The following is a 22,113-nucleotide window of genomic DNA, read 5'->3' on the forward strand; positions in this document are numbered from 1 at the left end:
TAAGGAGATTGGTTCATGTCGGATCGCGTCATCCTGGCGTATTCGGGCGGTCTGGACACCTCGGTCGCGATCAGCTGGATCGGCAAGGAAACCGGCCGCGAGGTCGTCGCGGTGGCCATCGACCTCGGCCAGGGCGGCGAGGACATGGAGGTCGTCCGCCAGCGGGCCCTGGACTGCGGGGCGGTGGAGGCCGTCGTCGTCGACGCCCGCGACGAGTTCGCCGAGGGCTACTGCCTGCCCACCATTCTCAACAACGCCCTCTACATGGACCGCTACCCGCTGGTGTCGGCCATCAGCCGGCCGCTGATCGCCAAGCATCTGGTGGCGGCCGCCCGCGAGCACGGCGGCACCACCGTCGCGCACGGCTGCACCGGCAAGGGCAACGACCAGGTGCGGTTCGAGGTCGGATTCGCTTCGCTGGCACCGGATTTGGAGGTTTTGGCGCCCGTCCGCGACTACGCCTGGACGCGGGAGAAGGCGATCGCGTTCGCCGAGGAGAACGCCATCCCGATCAACGTGACCAAGCGCTCGCCGTTCTCCATCGACCAGAACGTGTGGGGCCGCGCGGTGGAAACCGGCTTCCTGGAACACCTTTGGAACGCGCCCACCAAGGACATCTACTCCTACACCGAAGACCCCACCATCAACTGGAACACGCCCGACGAGGTGATCGTCGGGTTCGAGCGCGGGGTCCCGGTGTCCATCGACGGCAAACCGGTGTCCGTGCTACAGGCCATCGAGGAGCTCAACCGCCGCGCCGGCTGCCAGGGCGTGGGCCGCCTCGACGTGGTCGAGGACCGGTTGGTGGGCATCAAGAGCCGCGAGATCTACGAGGCCCCCGGCGCGATGGTGCTGATCACCGCCCACACCGAGCTCGAACACGTCACGCTCGAGCGCGAACTGGGCCGCTTCAAGCGGCACACCGACCAGCGCTGGGCGGAGCTGGTCTACGACGGGCTCTGGTACTCGCCGCTGAAGACCGCGCTGGAAGCCTTCGTCGCGAAAACCCAGGAGCACGTCACGGGCGAGATCCGGATGGTGTTGCACGGCGGGCACATCGCCGTCAACGGCCGGCGCAGCGCGGAGTCGCTCTACGACTTCAACCTGGCCACCTACGACGAGGGCGACAGCTTCGACCAGTCGGCCGCCAAGGGCTTCGTCTACGTGCACGGGCTGTCGTCGAAGATCGCGTCCCGCCGCGACCTGGCGGCCGACGAAGGTCCGACCGCGACGTGAGCACGCGCGAGGGCTCGCTGTGGGGCGGGCGGTTCGCCGACGGCCCGTCGGACGCGCTGGCCGCCCTGAGCAAGTCCACCCACTTCGACTGGGTGCTGGCCCCCTACGACATCGTCGCCTCGCGCGCCCACACCGTGATCCTGTTCCACGCCGGGCTGCTCACCTCCGAGCAGCGCGACGGGCTGCTGGCCGGGCTGGACAGCCTGGCGCAGGACGTGGCCGACGGCAGCTTCACGCCCCTGGTGACCGACGAGGACGTGCACGCCGCGCTGGAGCGGGGGCTGATCGACCGGGTCGGCCCCGACCTGGGCGGCCGGCTGCGGGCCGGGCGGTCGCGCAACGACCAGGTCGCCACGTTGTTCCGGATGTGGCTGCGTGACGCGGTGCGCCGGGTCGCCGACGCGGCCCTGGAGGTGGTGGCCGCGCTGGCCGCCCAGGCCGCCGCGCATCCGAGCGCCATCATGCCGGGCAAGACGCACCTGCAGTCCGCCCAGCCGGTGCTGCTGGCCCACCACCTGCTCGCCCACGCGCACCCGCTGCTGCGCGACGTCGACCGCATCGTCGACTTCGACAAGCGGGCGGCGGTGTCCCCGTACGGCTCGGGGGCGCTGGCCGGATCGTCGCTGGGCCTGGATCCGGACGCGATCGCCGCGGAGCTCGGCTTCGAGGCCGCCGCGGCCAACTCCATCGACGCGACCGCCGCCCGCGACTTCGCCGCCGAGGCGGCGTTCGTGTTCGCGATGATCGCCGTGGACCTCTCGCGGCTGGCCGAGGACCTCATCCTGTGGAGTTCGACGGAGTTCGGCTACGTCAGGTTGCACGATTCGTGGTCCACCGGCAGCTCGATCATGCCGCAGAAGAAGAACCCCGACATCGCCGAGCTGGCCCGCGGCAAGTCCGGGCGGCTGATCGGCAACCTGACCGGCCTGCTGGCGACGCTCAAGGCCCAGCCGCTGGCCTACAACCGCGACCTGCAGGAGGACAAGGAGCCGGTGTTCGACTCGGTGGCCCAGCTGGAGCTGGTGCTGCCGGCGATGGCCGGCCTGGTGGCCAGCCTGACGTTCGACGTCGAGCGGATGGCGGCCCTGGCGCCGGCCGGATACACGCTGGCCACCGACATCGCCGAATGGCTGGTGCGCCGGGGGGTACCGTTCCGGTCCGCGCACGAGGCGGCCGGGGCCGCCGTGCGCACGGCCGAGGGGCGCGCGGTCGGGCTCGACGAGCTGACCGACGACGAGCTGGCCGCCATCAGCGGTGAGCTGACGCCCGAGGTGCGGGACGTGTTGACCATCGAGGGCTCGGTGTCGTCGCGCGACGGGCGGGGCGGAACCGCGCCGGCCAGGGTCGCCGAGCAGCTCGAAGGCGTCCTGGCCGAGTGCGAACGGCTCAAAACACGGCTGGGCGGTGGCCGATGAGAGGACCTTGGTTTCTGTGCCGGGCGCTGCCGGGCCGATTAAACTTCCCGCAGGAAGCGATCCGGGTGAACAATTCGGCCCTGATCTTCGTCGTCAGGGGGTGGGAGCAATGAGCGTCGTCGCCGGCGTGTTCGGTGCCTTGCCGCCGTACCGCTACTCCCAGCGCGAGCTCACCGACTTCTTCGTCGGCATCCCGGACTTCGAAGGCTACGAGGACATCGTCCGGCAGCTGCACGTCAGCGCCAAGGTCAACAGCCGCCACCTGGTGCTTCCCCTGGAGCGGTACCCCACCCTGACCGACTTCGGCGTGGCCAACCGGATCTTCATCGACAACGCCGTCGACCTCGGCTGCGAGGCGCTGTCGGGCGCCCTGGACGAGGCCGGCCTGCGGCCCCAGGACCTCGACGTGCTGATCACCACGACGGTCACCGGCCTGGCGGTGCCCTCCCTGGACGCGCGGATCGCGGGCCGGCTGGGCCTGCGCGACGACGTGCGCCGGGTGCCGCTGTTCGGGCTGGGCTGCGTGGCCGGGGCCGCGGGCGTGGCCCGGCTGAACGACTACCTGCGGGGGGCGCGGGCCGCCGCCGCGGCCCTGATCTCGGTCGAGCTCTGCTCGCTGACCTACCCGGGATACAAGCCGTCGCTGCCGGGCCTGGTCGGCAGCGCGCTGTTCGCCGACGGGGCGGGCGCGGTGGTGGCGGTCGGCGAGCGCCGCGCCGAGAAGGTCGCCGCCCGCGGGCCCGCCATCCTGGACTCGCGTAGCACCCTGTACCCCGATTCGCTGCGGACCATGGGCTACGACGTCGGCGCCGCCGGGTTCGAACTCGTCCTGGCCAAGGACCTGGCCGAGGTGGTCGAGGAGCACATCGAGCGCGACGTCACCGGGTTCCTCGGCGCACACGGGCTGACGACGACCGACATCGGCGCCTGGGTCAGCCACCCCGGCGGCCCGAAGATCATCGACGCGATCAACGCGAGCCTGAGCCTGTCGCCGGATGCGCTCGAACTGACCTGGCGCTCGCTCGGCGAGATCGGCAACCTGTCCTCGGCCTCGGTGTTGCACGTGCTGCGGGACACCCTGGCCAAGCCGCCGCCCAGCGACAGCCCCGGCCTGATGATCGCGATGGGTCCCGGATTCTGCTCCGAGCTCGTATTGTTGCGCTGGCACTGACAGGGGCGTATCTGCTTGTGCCTGCCCAAGATTCACCGATGGAACCGATGACCCCGCTTTCTCGCCCAGGCCGCGTCTCATGACCGGCGACTCCGACGAGCTCGTCAGGGCCCTGCGCGCATCGCTGAAGGAAAACGAGCGGCTCAGGCGCGAGGCCCGCGAATACCTCGCCGCCGCAACGGAACCCGTCGCGGTGGTCGGGATGGGCTGCCGGTACCCCGGCGGGGTGGATTCCCCGGAGGCGCTGTGGCAGATGGTCGTCGAGGGCCGCGACGTGGTCTCGGAGTTCCCGACCGACCGGGGCTGGAACCTGGCGGGCCTGTTCGATCCGGACCCCGACGCGGTCGGAAAGTCCTACGCCCGGTGCGGCGGGTTCCTGGCCGACGCGGCCGACTTCGACGCCGCGTTCTTCTCCATCGGCCCCAGCGAGGCGCTGGCGATGGACCCGCAGCAACGCCTGTTGCTGGAGGTGTCCTGGGAGGCGTTGGAGCGGGCCGGGATTGACCCCGCCGCGCTGCGCGGCTCGCCGACGGGGGTGTTCGCCGGGATCTTCCACGGGTCCTATGGCGGGCAGGGGCGGGTGCCCGGACACCTGGAGCGCTACGGGCTGCGCGGTTCGACGCTGAGCGTGGCCTCGGGCCGGGTGGCCTACGCGCTGGGCCTGGAGGGCCCGGCCGTGTCGGTGGACACCGCCTGCTCGTCGTCGTTGGTGGCCCTGCACCTGGCGGCCCGGTCGCTGCGCGCCGGCGAGTGTGACCTGGCGCTGGCCGGCGGGGTGACGGTGATGGCGACGCCGGCGATGTTCATCGAGTTCAGCCGGCAGCGCGCGCTGGCCTCCGACGGCCGGTGCAAGGCGTACGCGGCGGCCGCCGATGGGACCGGTTTTTCCGAGGGCGTCGGGGTGCTGGTGCTGGAAAGGCTGTCCGACGCACGGCGGTTGGGGCACCCGGTGCTGGCGCTGCTGCGCGGGTCGGCGGTGAATCAGGACGGCGCCTCGAACGGATTGGCCACGCCCAACGGGCCGTCGCAGCAGCGGGTGATCCGCGCCGCGCTGGCCAACGCGCGCCTGGCCGCGGCGGACGTGGACCTGGTCGAGGGGCACGGGACGGGCACCACGCTCGGGGATCCGATCGAGGCGCAGGCGGTCCTGGCGACCTACGGCCAGGACCGGCCGGCCGACCGGCCGCTGTGGCTCGGATCGATCAAGTCGAACATGGGCCACACCTCGGCGGCGGCCGGCGCCGGCGGGGTGATCAAGATGGTGCAGGCCATCCGGCACGGGGTGATGCCCAAGACGTTGCACGTGGATGTGCCCACGCCGCACGTGGATTGGTCGGCGGGGGCGGTGTCGCTGCTGACCGAGGCGCGGGAATGGCCGGCGCCTGACGACGCGCCGCGTCGGGCTGGGGTGTCGTCCTTCGGCATCAGCGGCACCAACGCGCACGTCATCGTCGAGCAGGCGCCGCAAGAGGTTTCCGCGCCCCCGGCCGGCGACGACGCGGCCGCGCCGTGGGTGCTGTCGGCCCGCTCGCCCGACGCGCTGGCCAACCAGGCGGCGCGGCTGTTGGCGCGGGTGACCGACGACCCGGGGTTGCGGGTGGTCGACGTGGCCTGGTCGTTGGTCTGTACGCGGTCGCTGTTCGAGCACCGCGCGGTGCTGGTGGGCGCCGACCGCGCGCGCCTGGTCGCGGAGCTGGCCGACGTGGCCGCCGGCACCCCGGGCGCGGGCGCGGTGGTGGGTCGGGCTCGGCCGGTGGGCAAGACGGTGTTCGTGTTCCCCGGCCAGGGCTCGCAGTGGGTCGGCATGGGCGCCGAATTGCTGGACACCTCAACGGTTTTCGCCGATCACCTGCAGCGGTGCGAGAAGGCGCTCGCCGAGCACGTGGACTGGTCGCTGATCGACGTGCTTCGCGGCGCGCCCGGTGCGCCCGGGTTGGACCGGGTGGACGTGGTGCAGCCTGCGCTGTGGGCGGTGATGGTGTCGCTGGCCGAGCTGTGGCGCTCGGTCGGCGTGGTCCCCGACGCGGTGATCGGTCATTCGCAGGGCGAGATCGCGGCGGCGTATGTGGCCGGCGCGCTGTCGCTGGAAGACGCCGCCCGGGTGGTGGCGCTGCGCAGCCGGCTGCTGGTCCAGCTGTCGGGTGCGGGCGGCATGGTGTCGCTGGCGTGCGGCCTGGCCCGCGCCGAGGAGCTGATCGGCCCGTGCGGCGATCGGTTGAATGTCGCTGCGGTCAACGGTGTTTCGGCGGTGGTGGTGTCCGGCGCGGTGGGCGCCCTCGACGAGTTGATCGCCCGCTGCGAGACCGACGGCGTGCGGGCCCGCCGGATCGACGTGGACTACGCCTCCCACTCGGGCCACGTCGACGCCATCCGCGCCGCGCTGGCCGAGGCGCTGGCGGGCATCGAGCCGCGGTCATCCTCGGTCGCGCTGTTCTCGACCGTCACGGGTGACCTGCTGGACACCGCGGGCCTGGACGCCGACTACTGGTACCGCAGCATCCGGCAGACCGTCCAATTCGAACGCGCGGTGCGCCGCGCGGGCGAGGCGGGCTACGGGGCGTTCGTCGAGTGCAGCCCGCACCCGGTGCTGCTCGCCGCCGTCGAGGACACGCTGACCGACGGCGGACACGATGCCGCGGTGATCCCGTCGCTGGGCCGCGATGACGGCTCGCTGCAACGGTTCTGGCTTTCGGCGGGCCAGGCCCACGTCGCCGGCGTGCCGGTGGACTGGCGGGCCGCCCTCGCGGGCCTGGGCGGGCGGCGCGTGGACTTGCCGACGTACGGCTTTGTGCGGCAGCGCTTTTGGTTGCCGGGCGGATCGACCGGAACGGGTGACGTGGCCACCCTGGGGCTGGCGGGCGCGCGGCACGCGCTGCTGGGCGCGGTGGTGCAGCGCCCGGATTCCGGCGGCGTGGTGCTGACGGGCCGGCTGTCGACCGCCGCCCAGCCGTGGCTGGCCGACCACGCGGTCGGCGGCACGGTGTTGTTCCCCGGCGCGGGGTTTGTGGAGCTGGCCATCCGGGCCGGCGACGAGGTCGGCGCGGCGGTCCTCGAGGAGCTCACGGTGTCGGCCCCGCTGCTGCTGCCGTCCGCCGAGGGCGTGCAGGTGCAGGTGGTGGTCGGCGCGGCCGCCGAATCCGGGCGGCGCGAGCTGTCCGTGTATTCGGCGGGCGTCTCCTCGGAGTGGGTGTTGCACGCGCAGGGCGTGCTGGGCGGGGCCGCGGCGGCGCCGGCGGCGGACCTGTCGGTGTGGCCGCCGGCGGGGGCGACGCCGGTGGAGGTGGGCGACGCCTACGCGCGGCTGGCCGAGCGGGGCTACGAGTACGGCCGGGCCTTCCGCGGCCTGCGGGCGATGTGGCGGCGCGGCGACGAGATCTTCGCCGAGGTCGCCATCCCGGACGAGGCCGGCGCGGCCGACGGCGGGTTCGGCATCCATCCGGTGTTGCTCGACGCGGCGTTGCACGCGATCGGCGTCGACGGCGAGGGCCAGACCGTGTTGCCCTTCTCGTGGCAAGGGATTTCGTTGCACGCGGCCGGCGCGTCGCGGGCGCGGGTCCGGATTGCGCCGTCCGGCGCCGGGGCGGTGTCGGTGGAACTGGCCGACGGCTCCGGATTGCCGGTGTTGTCGGTGCGCTCGTTGGCGATGCGCCCGGTCGCGGCCGGTCAGTTGTCGGCAGCGGCCGCGGGCCCCGAGGGACTGTTCGAGGTGGCGTGGTCGCCGATACCCTTGAGCGGCAAGGACTCCGACGCGACGCTGTGGGAGCCGGCCCCGCACGGCGCCGAGGTGGTGCGCTCGGTGCACGCCGCCGCCGCCGAGGCGCTGGGCGTGCTCCAATCCTGGTTGGGCGGTGCGGAGTCCGGGACGCTGGCCGTGCAGACCCGCGGGGCGGTCGCGCTCGCCGGCGAGGACGTCACGGACCTGGCCGGCGCGGCGGTGTGGGGGATGGTGCGCTCGGCGCAGGCCGAGCAGCCGGGCCGGCTGGTGTTGATCGACACCGATGGATCCCTGGACGCGCGCGCGGTGATCGGTTGTGGGGAACCGCAATTGGTGGTCCGCTCCGGGGTGGCCTATGCGGCGCGGATGCGGCCGGTGCGGCGGGGGTCGGTGTTGCGCCTGCCCCCGGGCGGCTGGCGGCTGGACGCCGGCGGCGGCGGCACGCTGGAGGACCTGGCGCTCAGCGCCTGCCCCAAGGCGGAACTGGCGGCCGGCGAGGTGCGGGTCGCGGTGGCCGCGGTCGGGGTGAACTTCCGGGATGTGCTGGTGGCGCTGGGCATGTACCCGGGCGGCGGCCAGTTGGGCGCCGAGGGCGCCGGGGTGATCGTCGAGGTCGGCCCCGACGTGACCGGGCTGGCGGTCGGCGACGCGGTGATGGGGCTGCTGGGCGTGGTCGGTTCCGAGGCGGTGGTGGATCAGCGGCTGGTGACCCCGGTGCCCCAGGGCTGGTCGCTGGTGACGGCCGCGGGCGTGCCGGTGGTGTTCCTGACCGCGCTCTACGGGTTGTCGGTGCTGGCGGGCCTGCGCGCCGGCGAGCGGGTGCTGGTGCACGCCGCCACCGGGGGAGTCGGCATGGCGGCGGTTCAGTTGGCCCGGCACTGGGGCGCGGAGGTGTTCGCGACCGCGAGCCGGGGCAAGTGGGACACGTTGCGCGCAATGGGGTTTGACGACGACCACATCGGCGACTCGCGGACGCTCGACTTCGAGCGGAAGTTCTCGTCGGCGACCGGCGGGGCCGGGGTCGACGTGGTGCTCAATTCGCTGGCCGGCGAGTTCACCGACGCGTCGCTGCGGTTGCTGGCACCCGGCGGCCGGTTCATCGAGATGGGCAAGACGGACATCCGCGATCCGCAGGTCGTCGCCGAGGCGCACCGCGGCGCGCAATATCGCGCCTTCGATCTGCTGGAGGCCGGCGCCGACCGCACCGCGGCGATGCTGGCCCAGATCGTCGAGCTGATGCGCGAGGGCGCCCTGACGCCGTTGCCGCTCAAGGCCTTCGACGTCCGCTGCGCCTCGGCGGCGTACCGGTTCGTCAGCCAGGCCCGCCACATCGGCAAGGTCGTGTTGACCATGCCGTCCGGGCCCGGCGCGGTGCTCAGCGGCTGCGGTGGGCTGGCCGGCGGCAGCGTGGTGATCACCGGCGGCACCGGCATGGCCGGCTCCGCGCTGGCCCGTCACCTCGTCGACCGGTATCGCGTGGCGCACGTGATGCTCGCCAGCCGCGCCGGCGCCGGGGCCGCGGGGGTCGCGGAGCTGGTGGACGACCTGCGGCGGGCCGGCGCCGGCGTGTCCGTGGTGGCCTGCGACGTCGCCGACCGCGAGGCCGTCGCGGCGATGCTGGCCCAGATACCGGAGCGGTATCCGCTGCGCGGCGTGGTGCACGCCGCGGGAATCCTCGACGACGGATTGATCGCGTCGCTGACGCCCGCGCGGGTGGCTGCGGTGTTGCGGGCCAAGGTCGACGGGGCGTGGCACCTGCACGAGCTGACGCGGGAGAAGGATCTGTCGGCGTTCGTGGTGTTCTCCTCGATGGCGGGCATCGTCGGCACGCCGGGTCAGGCCAATTACGCGGCGGCCAACAGCTTCCTCGACGGTCTGGTCGAATACCGCCGGGCACATGGGCTTTCGGGGCTGTCGCTGGCCTGGGGGCTCTGGGAGCAGGCTTCGGCGATGACGGCCCACCTCGGCGAGCGCGACAAGGCCCGGATGACCAGGATCGGCATCGCCCCCTTGTCGACCGAGCAGGCGCTGGACAGCTTCGACGCCGGCATGCTCGTCGACGCCCCGGTGTTGATGGCCGCCCGACTGGATCGGGTTGCCCTGTCCGACAACGCCGCCGGGCTGCCGCCGCTGTTGAGCGAGCTGGCCGCCCGCACCATCCGCCGCGTCATCGACGACGCCGATACGACCGCCCTGACGTCCGGTCTCGCCGCACGCCTGCAGGGGTTGACCGCCGAGGCGCGACAGCGCGAGCTGGTCGACCTGGTTCGCGGCAACGCGGCGACCGTGCTGGGGCTGCCCAACCCCGCGGACATCAACGCGGACCGCGCGTTCGGCGACCTCGGCTTCGACTCGCTGACCGCCGTCGAGCTGCGCAACCGGCTCAAAACCGCCACGGGTCTTACGCTTTCGCCCACGCTGATCTTCGACTACCCGACACCGGTCGTGCTGGCCGGGCATCTGGACGGTCAGCTGGCCGGCGCGCCTTCCGGCGACCGGCCCGACCTGATGGCCCGTTTCACCGACATCACCCGCGAATTGCAGGCGCTGCTCGACCAATCCTGGGACGACGGCGAGAAATCGGCGCTGAGGGCCCGCCTGCACGGCCTGCTCGCCACGCTCGGCTCCACCGATCCCCTCGACCCCGAAGGCCTCGACGCCGACCTCGATGCCGCCACCGAAAGCCAATTGTTTGCCATCCTCGACGAAGAACTCGGCCGCTGAGACCGCGATGCCGGACACCACACAGCACGTCGATTACCTGAAACGCCTGACGGCGGACCTCCGTCGGGCGCGCCGGCGCGTCTCGGAGCTGGAGGGCCGGCTGTCCGAACCGATCGCGGTGGTGGGCATGGCCTGCCGCTACGCGGGCGGCGTCGATTCGCCGGAAACCCTGTGGGAACTGGTGAATGACGGCCGCGACACCGTGTCCGACTTCCCGGCGGATCGCGGCTGGGACGTCGAGGGCATGTACGACCCGGACCCCGACGCGGCGGGCAAGATGTACACCCGGCAGGGCAGCTTCCTGCGCGACGCCGGGGACTTCGACGCGGGATTCTTCGGCGTCGGCCCCAGCGAGGCCCTCGCGATGGATCCCCAGCAGCGGTTGATGCTGGAGATCTCCTGGGAAGCGTTGGAGCGGGCTGGAATTGACCCGCTCGCGCTGCGGGGCTCGGCGACCGGCGTGTTCGCCGGGGTCATCCACGCCGGTTACGGCGGGGAGGTGAAGGGCGAGCTGGAGGGCTACGGGCTGACCGGGTCGACCCTGAGTGTGGCCTCGGGCCGGGTGTCGTACGTGTTGGGCCTGGAGGGTCCGGCCGTCTCGGTGGACACGGCCTGTTCGTCGTCGTTGGTGGCCATGCACCTGGCGGCGCAGTCGCTGCGCTCCGGGGAGTGCGACCTCGCGCTGGCCGGCGGCGTGACCGTGATGGCCACCGCCGCCGCGTTCGTCGAGTTCAGCCGGCAGCGGGCGCTGGCCCCGGACGGCCGGTGCAAGGTGTACGCCGGCGCGGCCGACGGGACGTCGTGGTCGGAGGGCGCGGGCGTGCTGGTGCTGGAGCGGCTGGCCGACGCGCGCCGGCTGGGGCATCCCGTCCTCGCGGTGTTCCGGGGTTCGGCGGTCAATCAGGACGGGGCGTCCAACGGTTTGACCGCCCCCAACGGGCCGTCCCAGCAGCGGGTGATCCGGGCGGCGCTGGCCAACGCCGGACTGACCGCGGCGGACGTCGACGCGGTCGAGGGCCACGGCACTGGAACGGTTCTCGGCGATCCCATCGAGGCGCAGGCCCTGCTGGCGACCTACGGGCAGGACCGGCCGGCGGACCGCCCGCTGTGGCTGGGGTCGATCAAATCCAACATCGGCCACACGTCGGCCGCCGCCGGGGTGGCCGGGGTGATCAAGATGATCCAGGCGATGCGGCACGGCGTGCTGCCCAAGACGCTGCACGTGGATGTGCCGTCGCCGCACGTGGATTGGTCGGCGGGCGCGGTGTCGCTGCTGACGGAGCCCCAGCCGTGGCCGGCGCGCGACGGCCAGCGCCGGGCCGGGGTGTCGTCATTCGGGATCAGCGGGACGAACGCCCACGTCATCGTCGAGCAGCCGCCTGCGGAGCCGGAAACCGTGGCAGCGCAAAGTGATTCGCTCGTCAATTCGCTCGCGTGGGTGGTGTCGGCCCGGTCGGCCGTCGCGTTGGCCGCGCAGGCCGGGCGGCTGTCGGCCCACCTGGAGGCGGAGCCGGGCCTGCGCGCCGTGGACGTGGGGTGGTCGCTGGCCACCACCCGGGCGGCGTTGGAACATCGCGCGGTGGTGGTGGGCGCCGATCCCGACACCCTGCTGGCGGGGCTGGCGGCGGTCCGGGCCGGCGAGCCCGCCGCGGGTGTGGCCGTCGGGCGCGCCCGGCCCCTCGGCAAGCGGGTGTTCGTGTTCCCCGGCCAGGGCTCGCAGCGACTCGGCATGGGAAGCGAACTGCACCAACGCTTTCCGGCGTTCGCCGCGGCCTTCGACGAGGCCGTGGCGGCGTTGGACGCCCACGCCCGGCTGCCGCTGCGCGACGTGATGTGGGGCGCCGACCCGGAGTTGTTGCAGAGCACCGAATTCGCCCAGCCCGCGTTGTTCGTGCTCGAGGTCGCCCTGGCGGCGCTGTGGCGCTCGTGGGGCGTGACACCCGACGTGGTGATCGGCCACTCGGTGGGCGAGATCTCCGCGGCCTGCGTGGCCGGGGTGCTGTCGTTGCCGGACGCGGCGCGGATCGTGGCGGCCCGGGGCCGGCTGATGGCGGCGCTGCCGGCGGGCGGGGTGATGGTCGCGGTGACCGCGACCGAGGCCGAGGTCGCGCCGTTGCTGACCGAAGGGGTGGCCCTCGCGGCGGTCAACGGCCCCGACGCGGTGGTGCTGTCGGGGGAGCGGGCCGCGGTGAGCGCGGCGGCGGAGCGGCTGGCCGATTGCGGCAGGCGGGTGCGGCAGCTGGACGTCTCGCACGCCTTCCACTCGCCGCTGATGGAGCCCATGATCGAGGAGTTCTCGGCGGTGGTGGCCGGGGTGTCACCGGCCGCGCCGCGAATCGACCTGGTGTCCAACGTGACCGGGCAATTGGCCGGACCGGGCTACGGGTCCGCCGACTACTGGGTGGAGCACGTGCGCCGCCCGGTGCGGTTCGCCGACGGCGTGCGGCTGGCCGAATCGCTCGGCGCCGGCGCGTTCCTGGAGGTGGGGCCGGGCGCGGCGCTGACGGCCGCGGCGGAACGATCCCTGGAGAGCGAGCCGGTGGTCGCGGCGGTGTCGATGGCCAAGGGCCGTCCGGAGGTCGACTCGGTGCTGCTGGCCGCCGGGCAGCTGTTCGCCTCCGGCGCGGAGTTGGACTGGGCCGCGACGTTCGCCGGCCTCGACGCCCACCGGGTCGACCTGCCCACGTATGCCTTTCAGCGGCGCAGGTTCTGGCTGTCGGCCGAGTCGATGGGCACCCGCGACACCGCCAGCCTCGGGTTGGCCGGCGCCGAGCACGCGCTGCTGGGCGCGGTGGTCGAGCGGCCGGACTCGGGCGGCGTGGTGTTGGCCGGCCGGTTGTCGACGGCCGCCCAGCCGTGGCTGGCCGATCACGCGGTGACCGGGACCGTGCTGTTCCCGGGCGCCGGGTTCGTCGAGCTGGTGCTCCGGGCCGGCGACGAGGTGGGCTGTCCGGTGATCGAGGAGCTGACGCTGTCGGCGCCGCTGCCGCTGCCGGGTGCCGGCGCGGTGCGCGTTCAGGTGGTGGTGGACGGCGCCGGCGAGGGCGGCATCCGGGGCGTCGCGGTGTATTCGCAGGCCGGCCCGGAATGGACGCTGCACGCCCAGGGCGTGCTGAGCGAGGGCTCGCCCGCGCCGGAAGCGGACCTGTCCGTGTGGCCGCCGGTCGGGGCCGCGGCGCTCGACGTGACGGGCGCCTACGACGACCTGGCGGTGCGCGGCTACGGGTATGGCCCGGCCTTCCGCGGCCTGCGCAAGGTGTGGCGGCGGGGCACCGAGACCTTCGCCGAGGTGGAGGCCCCCCAGGATGCCGGTGTGACGGTGGGCGGCTTCGGGATTCACCCGGTGGTGCTGGATGCGGCCCTGCATGCGCTCGGGGTGGCCGACGAGCACGCCGAGACCGTGTTGCCGTTCTCCTGGCAAGGGGTGTGCCTGTACGCGGCCGGCGCATCGCGGGTCCGGGTGCGGCTCGCCCCCGTCGGGACGGGCGCGGTGTCGGTCGAGGTGGCCGACTCCTCGGGCGTGCCGGTGCTGTCCGTGCGCGAGCTGGTGACGCGTCCGGTCTCGGCCGCGCAGCTGTCGGCGGCCGCCGCGGTGCGTTCCGGCGGCGGCGAACTCCTGGAGGCGGTGTGGTCCCCGGTTTCGTTGGCGGACAACGGGATCGGCGTCGAGCCCGAGGTCTGGCGGCCGGCTCCGAACGCCGACGGCGTGGTCGAAGCGGTCTACGCCGCGACCCACGAGGCGTTGAGCGCGTTGCAGGCGCGGGGTGATGGCGACGGGCCGTTGGTGGTGCTGACCCGCGGCGCGGTCGCGCTGCCCGGCGAGGACGTCTCCGACCTCGCCGGCGCGGCCGTGTGGGGGCTGGTGCGGTCGGCGCAGGCCGAACAGCCCGGCCGGGCGGTGCTGGTCGACTCCGATGGCTCAATCGACGTCGGGGCGCTGATCGGCTGCGGTGAACCGCAATTGGCGGTGCGCGACGGCGTCGCCTACGCCCCCCGGCTGAAGCCCATCAAGGCGCACCCGGTGTTGCCGCTGCCCGAGCCGCCTTCGGTGTGGCGGCTGGCGGCAGGCGAGGGCGGGACGCTGGAGGACCTGGCGGTGCAGGCCGGCCCGCCCGCCGAACTGGCCGCCGGCCAGGTGCGGGTGGCGGTGGCCGCGGTCGGGGTGAACTTCCGCGACGTGCTGGTGGCTTTGGGCATGTATCCGGGCGCCGCCCAGTTGGGCGCCGAGGGCGCCGGGGTGGTGACCGAGATCGGCGCGGGTGTGGGGGATTTGGCGGTCGGCGACGCGGTGATGGGCATCGTGGGCCTGACGGGCTCGGAGGCGACCGTCGACCGGCGGCTGGTGACGCCGGTGCCGCCGGGCTGGTCGTTCGCCGAGGCCGCGGGCGTCCCGGTGGTGTTCCTGACCGCCTACTACGGGTTGTCGGTGCTGGGCGGTCTGCGCTCCGGCGAGCGCGTGCTGGTGCACGCCGCCGCCGGTGGGGTGGGCATGGCGGCCGTGCAGCTGGCACGGCATTGGGGCGCCGAGGTTTTCGCGACCGCCAGCCGCGGCAAGTGGGACACCCTGCGCGCCATGGGCTTTGACGACGACCACATCGCGGATTCGCGAACGCTGGACTTCGAGCGGAAGTTCTCCTCGGTTACCGGCGGCGCCGGCATGGACGTCGTGCTGAACTCGCTGGCCGGCGAGTTCACCGACGCGTCGCTGCGGCTGCTGGGCCCCGGCGGGCGCTTCATCGAGATGGGCAAGACCGACCTGCGCGACCCTGCGGCCCACCCCGACATCTACTACCGCGCGTTCGACCTGATGGAGGCCGGGCCGGACCACATCGCCGAGATGTTCGCCGAATTGATGCGGTTGTTCGCCGCGCGGGCGTTGACGCCGTTGCCGGTCAAGGCATTCGACGTGCGGCGCGCCGTGGACGCCTACCGGTTCGTCAGCCAGGCCCGCCATATCGGCAAGGTCGTGCTGACCATGCCCGACGGGCCCGCCGGCCTGTCCGGCGGCACCGCGCTGATCACCGGCGGGACCGGCATGGCGGGGTCGGCGGTGGCGCGCCACCTGGTCGACCGCTACCGGGTGCCGCACCTCATGCTGGTCAGCCGCAGCGGCGAACGGGCCGACGGGATGGCCGATCTGGTGGCCGAGCTGCGCGAGGCCGGGGCCCGGGTGTCCGTGGTGGCCTGCGATGTCGGTGACCGGGACGCCGTGGCGGGATTGCTGGCCCAGGTGCCGGCGCGCTTCCCACTGCGCGGGGTCTTCCACGCGGCGGGCGTGCTGGACGACGCGGTGATCACGTCGCTGACCCCCGAGCGCATCGACACCGTGCTGCGCTCCAAGGTCGACGGGGCGTGGCACCTGCACGAGCTGACCGGCGAGCTGAATCTGGCCGCTTTCGTGGTGTTTTCGTCGATGGCGGGCATCGTGGGCGCCCCCGGGCAGGGTAACTACGCCGCCGCCAACAGCTTCCTGGACGCCCTGGCCGCCTACCGGCGCGCTCACCGCCTGCCGGGCCTGTCGATCGCCTGGGGGATGTGGGAACAGGCCTCGGCGATGACCCGGCACCTCGGCGAGCGCGACAGGGCGCGGATGAGCCGCGCCGGCCTGGCCGCGCTGTCCACCCGGCAGGCGCTCGACCTGCTCGACGCCGCGCTGCTGGCCGAGCCCCCCGTCGTGGTGGCCACCCGCCTCGATGCCACCGCGCTGGCCCACGCCGGCGCCGCGCTGCCGCCGCTGTTGAGCCAGTTGGCCGCCCGGCCCGCGCGACGGGTCCTGGACCCCACCGACATGGTGTCGCTGACGGGCCTGCGCGCGCGCCTGGAGGGCGTCGCCCCCGAACAGCGGCGGCGCGAGCTGGTGGAGCTGGTGTGCACCAACGCCGCCACGGTGTTGGGCCACAGCACCGCGGACGTCGACGCCGACCAGGCCTTCGGAGATCTCGGGTTCGACTCGCTGACCGCCGTGGAGTTGCGCAACCGGCTCAAAATCGCGACGGGGCTGACCCTTTCGCCGACGCTGATCTTCGATCACCCGACGCCGGCGGCGCTGGCCGAGCACCTCGACGCGCAGCTGGCGGGCGGGGCGAGCGCCGAGCCCCCGGACCGGATGGCCCGCTTCAACGACGTCGCCCGCGAAATGCAGGCGCTCGTCGGCCAATCCGACTGGAGCCCCAGCGACCGGGCGCAGTTGGTCACCCGGCTGCAGGGCATGCTGGACGGCCTGACCGGGCCGGCGGACGGCCCCTATCCGGAACACCCCGGCGACCCGTTCGACGACGACATCGCCACCGCCACCGAGAGCCAGCTCTTCGCCATCCTCGACGAAGAGATCGGCCCCTAGCATGCCCGACGTCGCGGTCGTCGGCCTCGCCTGCCGATTCCCCGGCGCGGCCAACCCACGCGAATTCTGGGAGCTCATCCGCGACAGCCGCGAAGCCACACAATTGCCCTGGGACGTCGCGGAGTTCGACGCCGACTTCTTCAACCTGTCGCCGCGCGAGGCATCCGCGATGGACCCCCGCCAGCGGCTGGCGCTCGAACTGGCCTGGGAGGCCTTCGAAGACGCGTTCGTGGTGCCGGAAACGATGCGGGGCGCCGCGGTTTCGGTGTACGTCGGGGCGATGGCCGACGATTACGCCGTCCTCACGCTGCGCGACATCGCCGACAACCTCGACCACCACTCCTTCGCCGGGATCAGCCGCGGGATGATCGCCAACAGGATCTCGTACGCGTTGGGGTTGCGCGGACCCAGCCTGACCGTCGACTCCGGGCAGTCGTCGTCGCTGCTCGCCGTGCACCTCGCCTGCGAGAGCCTGCGCGCCGGCGAGTCGGCGCTCGCGCTCGCCGGCGGCGTCCACCTCAACCTGGCCGACGAAACGGCAATGCTGGAGCGCGAATTCGGCGCGCTGTCGTCGTCGGGCCACACCTACGCGTTCGATCGGCGCGCCGACGGCTACGTGCGCGGCGAGGGCGGGGGCCTGGTGCTGCTGAAGCCGCTGCCGGCCGCCCTGCGCGACGGCGACCGCATCCACGCCGTCATCCGCGCAAGCGCCGCCGGTAACGCCGGGCACAGCGCCGCGGGCCAGACGGTGCCGTCGGTTTCCGGCGAGGCGGACGTGATCCGGCGGGCGCTCGACGCCGCCGGCCTGGGCGCCGGCGACGTCGACTACATCGAGGCGCATGGCACCGGCACGAGAATCGGCGACGAGGTGGAGGCCCGCGCGCTGGGGGAGGTGTTCGCCGAGCGCGGGCAACCGGTGAACGTGGGCTCGGTCAAGACGAACATCGGCCACGCCGGCGCCGCCGCTGGGATCGCGGGGCTGCTGAAGGCCTTACTGGCCGTGCGGAATTCGGTGCTTCCGCCGAGCCTGCACCACGCCGACGCGAATCCCGGGCTCGAGCACTTGCGGGTCAACACCGCCGCGTCGCCCTGGGCTGCAACCGAGCGCCCGCGCCGCGCCGGGGTGTCGTCGTTCGGCATGGGTGGCACGAACGCGCATGTCATCGTGGAACAGGCTCCCGCGCAACCGAATACGACCGCGGGCGCGCGCGACGACGAAGCGGGAGCGGTGTGGGTGCTGTCGGCCCGCTCGGAGCGGGCCCTGGCCAACCAGGCGGCCCGGCTGGCGGAACACCTGGCCGACTCGGGGCCCAGCGCGGCGGACGTCGGGTGGTCGTTGTCGACGACGCGATCGGTGTTCGAGCAGCGGGCGGTGCTGGTGGGCGCGGATCGCGACGCGTTGACGCGCGGCCTGGCCGGCCTGGCTGCGGGGAAGCCGGCGCCCGGCGTGGTGGTCGGCCGGGCCGGGCCGCCGGGGCAGACGGCGTTCGTGTTCACCGGCCAGGGCTCGCAGTGGTTGGGGATGGGACGCCAACTCCACGAACGGTTTCCGGCCTTCGCGCGCGCGTTCGACGAGGCCGCGGCGGCGGTGGACGCCCAGCTGCGGGCGCCGCTGCGCGCGGTGCTGTGGGGCACCGACAGGGAGTCGTTGCAGAACACGGAATTCGCGCAGCCGGCGCTGTTCGTCCTCGAGATCGCCCTGACCGCGCTGTGGCGGTCCCTGGGCGTGACGCCCGACGTGGTGCTGGGCCATTCGGTCGGGGAGATCACCGCCGCGTGTGTCGCGGGCGTGCTGTCGCTGGACGATGCGGCGCGCATCGTGGCGGCCCGGGGTCGGCTGATGGCCGGCTTGCCGTCCGGCGGGGTGATGGTGGCGGTGGGCGCCGGCGAGGCCGAGGTGGCCCCCCTGCTGGGCGGCGGCGCGAGCATCGCGGCGGTCAACGGGCCCAACGCCGTGGTCCTTTCCGGTGAGCGGGCCGCCGTGGGCGCCGTCGTTGACCGGTTGGCGGGCCGGCGCACGCATCCGCTTGCGGTCTCGCACGCGTTTCATTCGGCGCTGATGGAGCCGATGCTCGACGAGTTCGCCCAACAGGTGGCCGGCATTCAACCGAAGCCGGCGCGAATGTGCTTGGTATCCAACGTTTCCGGTGAGCCCACCGGGCCGGGGTACGGGTCCGCCGACTACTGGGTCGAGCACGTGCGCCGCCCCGTGCGCTTCCTCGACGGCGTGCGCGCCGCCGAGGCCCGGGGGGTCACGGCCTTCGTCGAGGTGGGCCCGGGCGGGGGGTTGAGCGCGGCGGTGGACCAATCGCTGATTACCGACCTGCCGATCTCGGCGGTCACCATGACCAAGGACGGTCCCGAGGTCGCGTCGCTGCTGACCGCGGCCGGCCGGCTGTTCACCGCGGGCGTCGCCGTCGATTGGCCGGCCGTGTTCGCCGGCTCGGGGGCGCAGCGGGTCGACCTACCGACGTATGGCTTTGCCCGCCAACGGTTCTGGCTCGGCGATGCGCGGGATGCGCTGCCCGCCAAGCCGACCCGATCGCCGGACCTGGCCGAACAGTTGCACGCCCTGCAGCCGGGTGAGCAGCGCCGGCGGCTGGTCGAGCTGGTCTGCGAGCACGCGGCCGCCGTGTCGGGGCATCCGGACGGCCGGGCCATCGACCGCGATCGCGCCTTCGCCGACCTGGGTTTCGATTCGCTCACCGGCGTTGAACTGCGCAACCGGCTGACCACCGCGACCGGGCTTGCGCTGTCGCGGACCCTGATCTTCGACTACCCCTCTCCCGCGGAGCTGGCCGAGCATCTGCGCCAGCAGCTCTTCCGCGGCGACCTCGGCGAATCCGACGAGGAGAAGCTGTGGTCGGCGCTGCGCAAGATCCCGATCGCGGAGCTGCGACGAACCGGACTGCTCGACAAACTCCTGCTGCTCGCCGGCCAGCCGGAAGACGTTGGCGCCGTGCCGGTCACCGACATGATCGACTCGTTGAGCCCCGAGGCGTTGATCGCGATGGCCCTTGACGCCGGCGATGACGAGGACGCAAAACGATGAAATGCCAACGCAATAAGACACATGTCGAATACGGCGAATTTTTGCCGGATCACCGGGAACCGCCTAGACTTCGAAAATTAGCGAAAGTCCCGTGTGAGCTGGGATGTAAGCAAAAGGGTTGGGCATGAGCGTCATCGCGGGCGTATTCGGGGCGTTGCCGCCGCACCGCTACAGTCAGGCCGAAATCACCGACCAGCTCGTCGAATTCCCCGCGCTGAAGGAGCACGAGGAAATCGTTCGGCGGCTGCACGCCGCCGCCAAGGTCAACAGCCGCCACCTGGTTCTGCCGCTGGAGCGCTACGCGTCGCTCACCGATTTCGGCGAGGCCAACGAGGTCTTCATCGAACACGCCGTCGAACTCGGCTGCCGGGCGTTGCTCGACGCGCTCGACGAGGCGGGCCTGCAGCCGCAGGACATCGACATGATCGCCACCACCACGGTCACCGGCGTGGCGGTGCCGTCGCTGGACGCGCGCATCGCCGGGCGGCTCGGCCTGCGCCCGGACGTGCGCCGGGTGCCGCTGTTCGGGCTAGGCTGCGCGGCCGGCGCGGCGGGGGTGGGCCGGCTGCACGACTACCTGCGCGGCGCGCCGGACGGCGTCGCGGTCCTGGTGTCGGTCGAGCTGTGCTCGCTCACCTTCCCGTCGGTCAAGCCGACAGTGTCGGGCCTGGTGGGCACCGCCATGTTCGGCGACGGGGCCGCGGCCGTGGTCGCCGTCGGCGACCGCCGCGCCGAGCGGCTGAGCCCCAGCGGGCCGGACATCGTCGATTCGCGCAGCCGTCTCTACCCCGAATCGCTGCACATCATGGCCTGGAACGTCGATACGACCGGGCTGCACCTGGTGATGTCGCCGGAGCTGACGAACCTCATCGACCGCCATCTGGCCGACGACGTCAGTCGGCTCCTCGGCGCCCACGGGTTGACGAAGGACGACATCGGCGCCTGGGTGGCGCACCCGGGTGGCCCCAAGGTCATCACCGCGATCGGCAACAGCCTCGAGCTGCCCCCGGAGGCCCTCGAGCTCACCTGGCGCTCGCTGGGCGAGATCGCGAACCTGTCCTCGGCGTCGGTGCTGCACATCCTGCGGGACACCATCGCCAAGCCGCCACCGGGCGGCAGCCCCGGGCTGATGGTCGCGTTGGGGCCCGGGTTCGGCTCCGAGCTCGTCTTATTGCGCTGGCGCTAGACGACTAACCACGTCGACGGTCAGCCCCGGCTTGGGGGACAGGGCCGCAAGGTTGGCCGCGCGGATCCGCTGCTCGGGCATGCGCAGCGTGGTCCGGGCGATCAGGCGGGCCAGCATGACGGTCATCTCGGTGGTGGCCATGGCCGCGCCGATGCAGCGGTGCAGGCCCCCGCTGAACGGGATGAACTCGTGGGGGGCGGGCTTGCGGTAACCCGGGGCGTCGGAATCCCACCGCTGCGGACGGAATTGCGTTGGCTCCGGCCAGATTTCGGCGATCCGATGCGTGACGTACGGGCTGAAGATCAGCAATCGGCCCGCCGGGATGCGGTGGCCGTCGAAGGACAGGTCGCGGATCACCCGGCGCGCCGAGATCACCCCGGGCGGGTACAGCCGCAGGGTTTCGTGGACGACGCCGCCCAGGTAGGTCAGCGCCGTCAGGTCGGCCGCGGCCGGGGGACGTCCGTCGAGCACGCGCGCCACCTCGCCCGCGGCGGTGTCCCACGCGCCCGGCTGGGACAGCAGCGCGTAGATCGCCCACGCCAGCGCGCCGCTGGTGGTCTCGTAGCCGGCGGTGATCAGCGAAATGACGGCGTCGCGGATCTCGTTGTCGCTCAACGCATAACCTTCGTCGCCGCGGCCGTTGATCAGCATCGTCAGCATGTGGTCGTCGGGGGAGGGCTCGGCGCGCGCGGCGGCGATCTGCGCGTCGATCAGGTCGTCGATGCGGCGACGGGCGGCCACCGCCCGCCGCCAGGCCGGGGCGTTGAGTCGTTGTTGTAACGCAACCGCCTGCGGCAGTTGGTGAGTCAGGTCCAGCAGCGGTTGCAGTTGCCGCCCCAGGAAGTCCGAATGGGCGGCCAGGCGCGGCCCGAACAGGCTCTCGGCGGTGCTGCGCCGCACCGCGGAACGGCACTCCCGGTAGATGTCCAGCCGCTGCCCGGGCCGCCAGCCGTCGATCACGGCGTCGATGTTGGACACCATGGTGGCGACGTAGTCCTGGATCTGCCGGTGCCGCAGCCCGGGCGCCACGACGCTGCGCCGGCGCCGGTGGTCGTCGCCGTCGCTGACGATCAGGGCGGTGGGCCCGTCGACGATGGCGAGGTTCTGAAACGTCAACCGCCAGCTGAACGCGTCGGCGTTGGCGAACACGAACTTGTTCGCCTCGGCGCCCAGCAGGTAGGTGTAGCCGTACCGGCCGACCCCGGCGTCGATCACCGCGCCGCGCCGCCGGTACAACGCCAGCAGCGCCTCACCGGGCCGGTAGGTCACCGGTT

8 protein-coding genes are annotated in these 22,113 nt (G+C 72.8%); 7 read left to right on the forward strand and 1 reads right to left on the reverse strand.

What is annotated here, in order from left to right:
• Positions 1-15 precede the first annotated feature (15 nt).
• From A5730_RS15575 to A5730_RS15605, 7 genes are all read left to right on the forward strand, one after another.
• Positions 16-1,236: an argininosuccinate synthase gene (locus tag A5730_RS15575; protein WP_055402771.1), complete on the forward strand. Its 1,221-nt coding sequence runs from the start codon at positions 16-18 to the stop codon at positions 1,234-1,236.
• Positions 1,233-2,651, forward strand: a complete 1,419-nt coding sequence (argH, locus tag A5730_RS15580) for an argininosuccinate lyase (RefSeq protein WP_067901970.1) — start codon at positions 1,233-1,235, stop codon at positions 2,649-2,651. Before A5730_RS15575 ends, argH begins: the two co-directional genes overlap by 4 nt.
• 109 nt (positions 2,652-2,760) lie before the next feature.
• A complete protein-coding gene (locus A5730_RS15585; protein ID WP_067901972.1) occupies positions 2,761-3,822 on the forward strand; it encodes a type III polyketide synthase in 1,062 nt (353 codons plus the stop codon).
• A gap of 79 nt (positions 3,823-3,901) precedes the next feature.
• Complete coding sequence (locus tag A5730_RS15590; protein ID WP_067901974.1) at positions 3,902-10,261, forward strand: type I polyketide synthase; 6,360 nt, start codon at positions 3,902-3,904, stop codon at positions 10,259-10,261.
• Positions 10,206-16,601 carry an SDR family NAD(P)-dependent oxidoreductase gene (locus A5730_RS15595; RefSeq protein WP_369829886.1) on the forward strand — a complete coding sequence of 2,132 codons (6,396 nt, stop codon included), beginning with the start codon at positions 10,206-10,208 and terminating at the stop codon, positions 16,599-16,601. Before A5730_RS15590 ends, A5730_RS15595 begins: the two co-directional genes overlap by 56 nt.
• Before the next feature lies 1 nt (position 16,602).
• A complete protein-coding gene (locus A5730_RS15600; RefSeq protein WP_067901977.1) occupies positions 16,603-19,653 on the forward strand; it encodes a type I polyketide synthase in 3,051 nt (1,016 codons plus the stop codon).
• Positions 19,654-19,777: 124 nt separating this feature from the next.
• Complete coding sequence (locus tag A5730_RS15605) at positions 19,778-20,839, forward strand: type III polyketide synthase (RefSeq protein ID WP_067823268.1); 1,062 nt, start codon at positions 19,778-19,780, stop codon at positions 20,837-20,839.
• Here A5730_RS15605 and A5730_RS15610 read toward each other — a convergent pair.
• The gene (locus A5730_RS15610; protein ID WP_156745830.1) at positions 20,822-22,108 is read right to left on the reverse strand and encodes a cytochrome P450; all 1,287 of its coding nucleotides are present in this window, start codon (positions 22,106-22,108) and stop codon (positions 20,822-20,824) included. The genes A5730_RS15605 and A5730_RS15610 overlap by 18 nt on opposite strands.
• Between the last annotated feature and the right edge of the window lie 5 nt (positions 22,109-22,113).

Origin of the sequence: Mycobacterium sp. ACS4054 (assembly GCF_001667275.1) — a bacterium.
Classification (GTDB): domain Bacteria; phylum Actinomycetota; class Actinomycetes; order Mycobacteriales; family Mycobacteriaceae; genus Mycobacterium.

Excerpts from the sequence above, each read along its gene's own strand:
- A5730_RS15575 (WP_055402771.1), top strand. The coding sequence starts at position 16 with ATGTCGGATCGCGTCATCCTGGCGTATTCGGGCGGTCTGGACACCTCG.
- A5730_RS15585 (WP_067901972.1), top strand. The coding sequence starts at position 2,761 with ATGAGCGTCGTCGCCGGCGTGTTCGGTGCCTTGCCGCCGTACCGCTAC.
- A5730_RS15590 (WP_067901974.1), top strand. The coding sequence starts at position 3,902 with ATGACCGGCGACTCCGACGAGCTCGTCAGGGCCCTGCGCGCATCGCTG.
- A5730_RS15595 (WP_369829886.1), top strand. The coding sequence starts at position 10,206 with ATGCCGCCACCGAAAGCCAATTGTTTGCCATCCTCGACGAAGAACTCG.
- A5730_RS15600 (WP_067901977.1), top strand. The coding sequence starts at position 16,603 with ATGCCCGACGTCGCGGTCGTCGGCCTCGCCTGCCGATTCCCCGGCGCG.
- A5730_RS15605 (WP_067823268.1), top strand. The coding sequence starts at position 19,778 with ATGAGCGTCATCGCGGGCGTATTCGGGGCGTTGCCGCCGCACCGCTAC.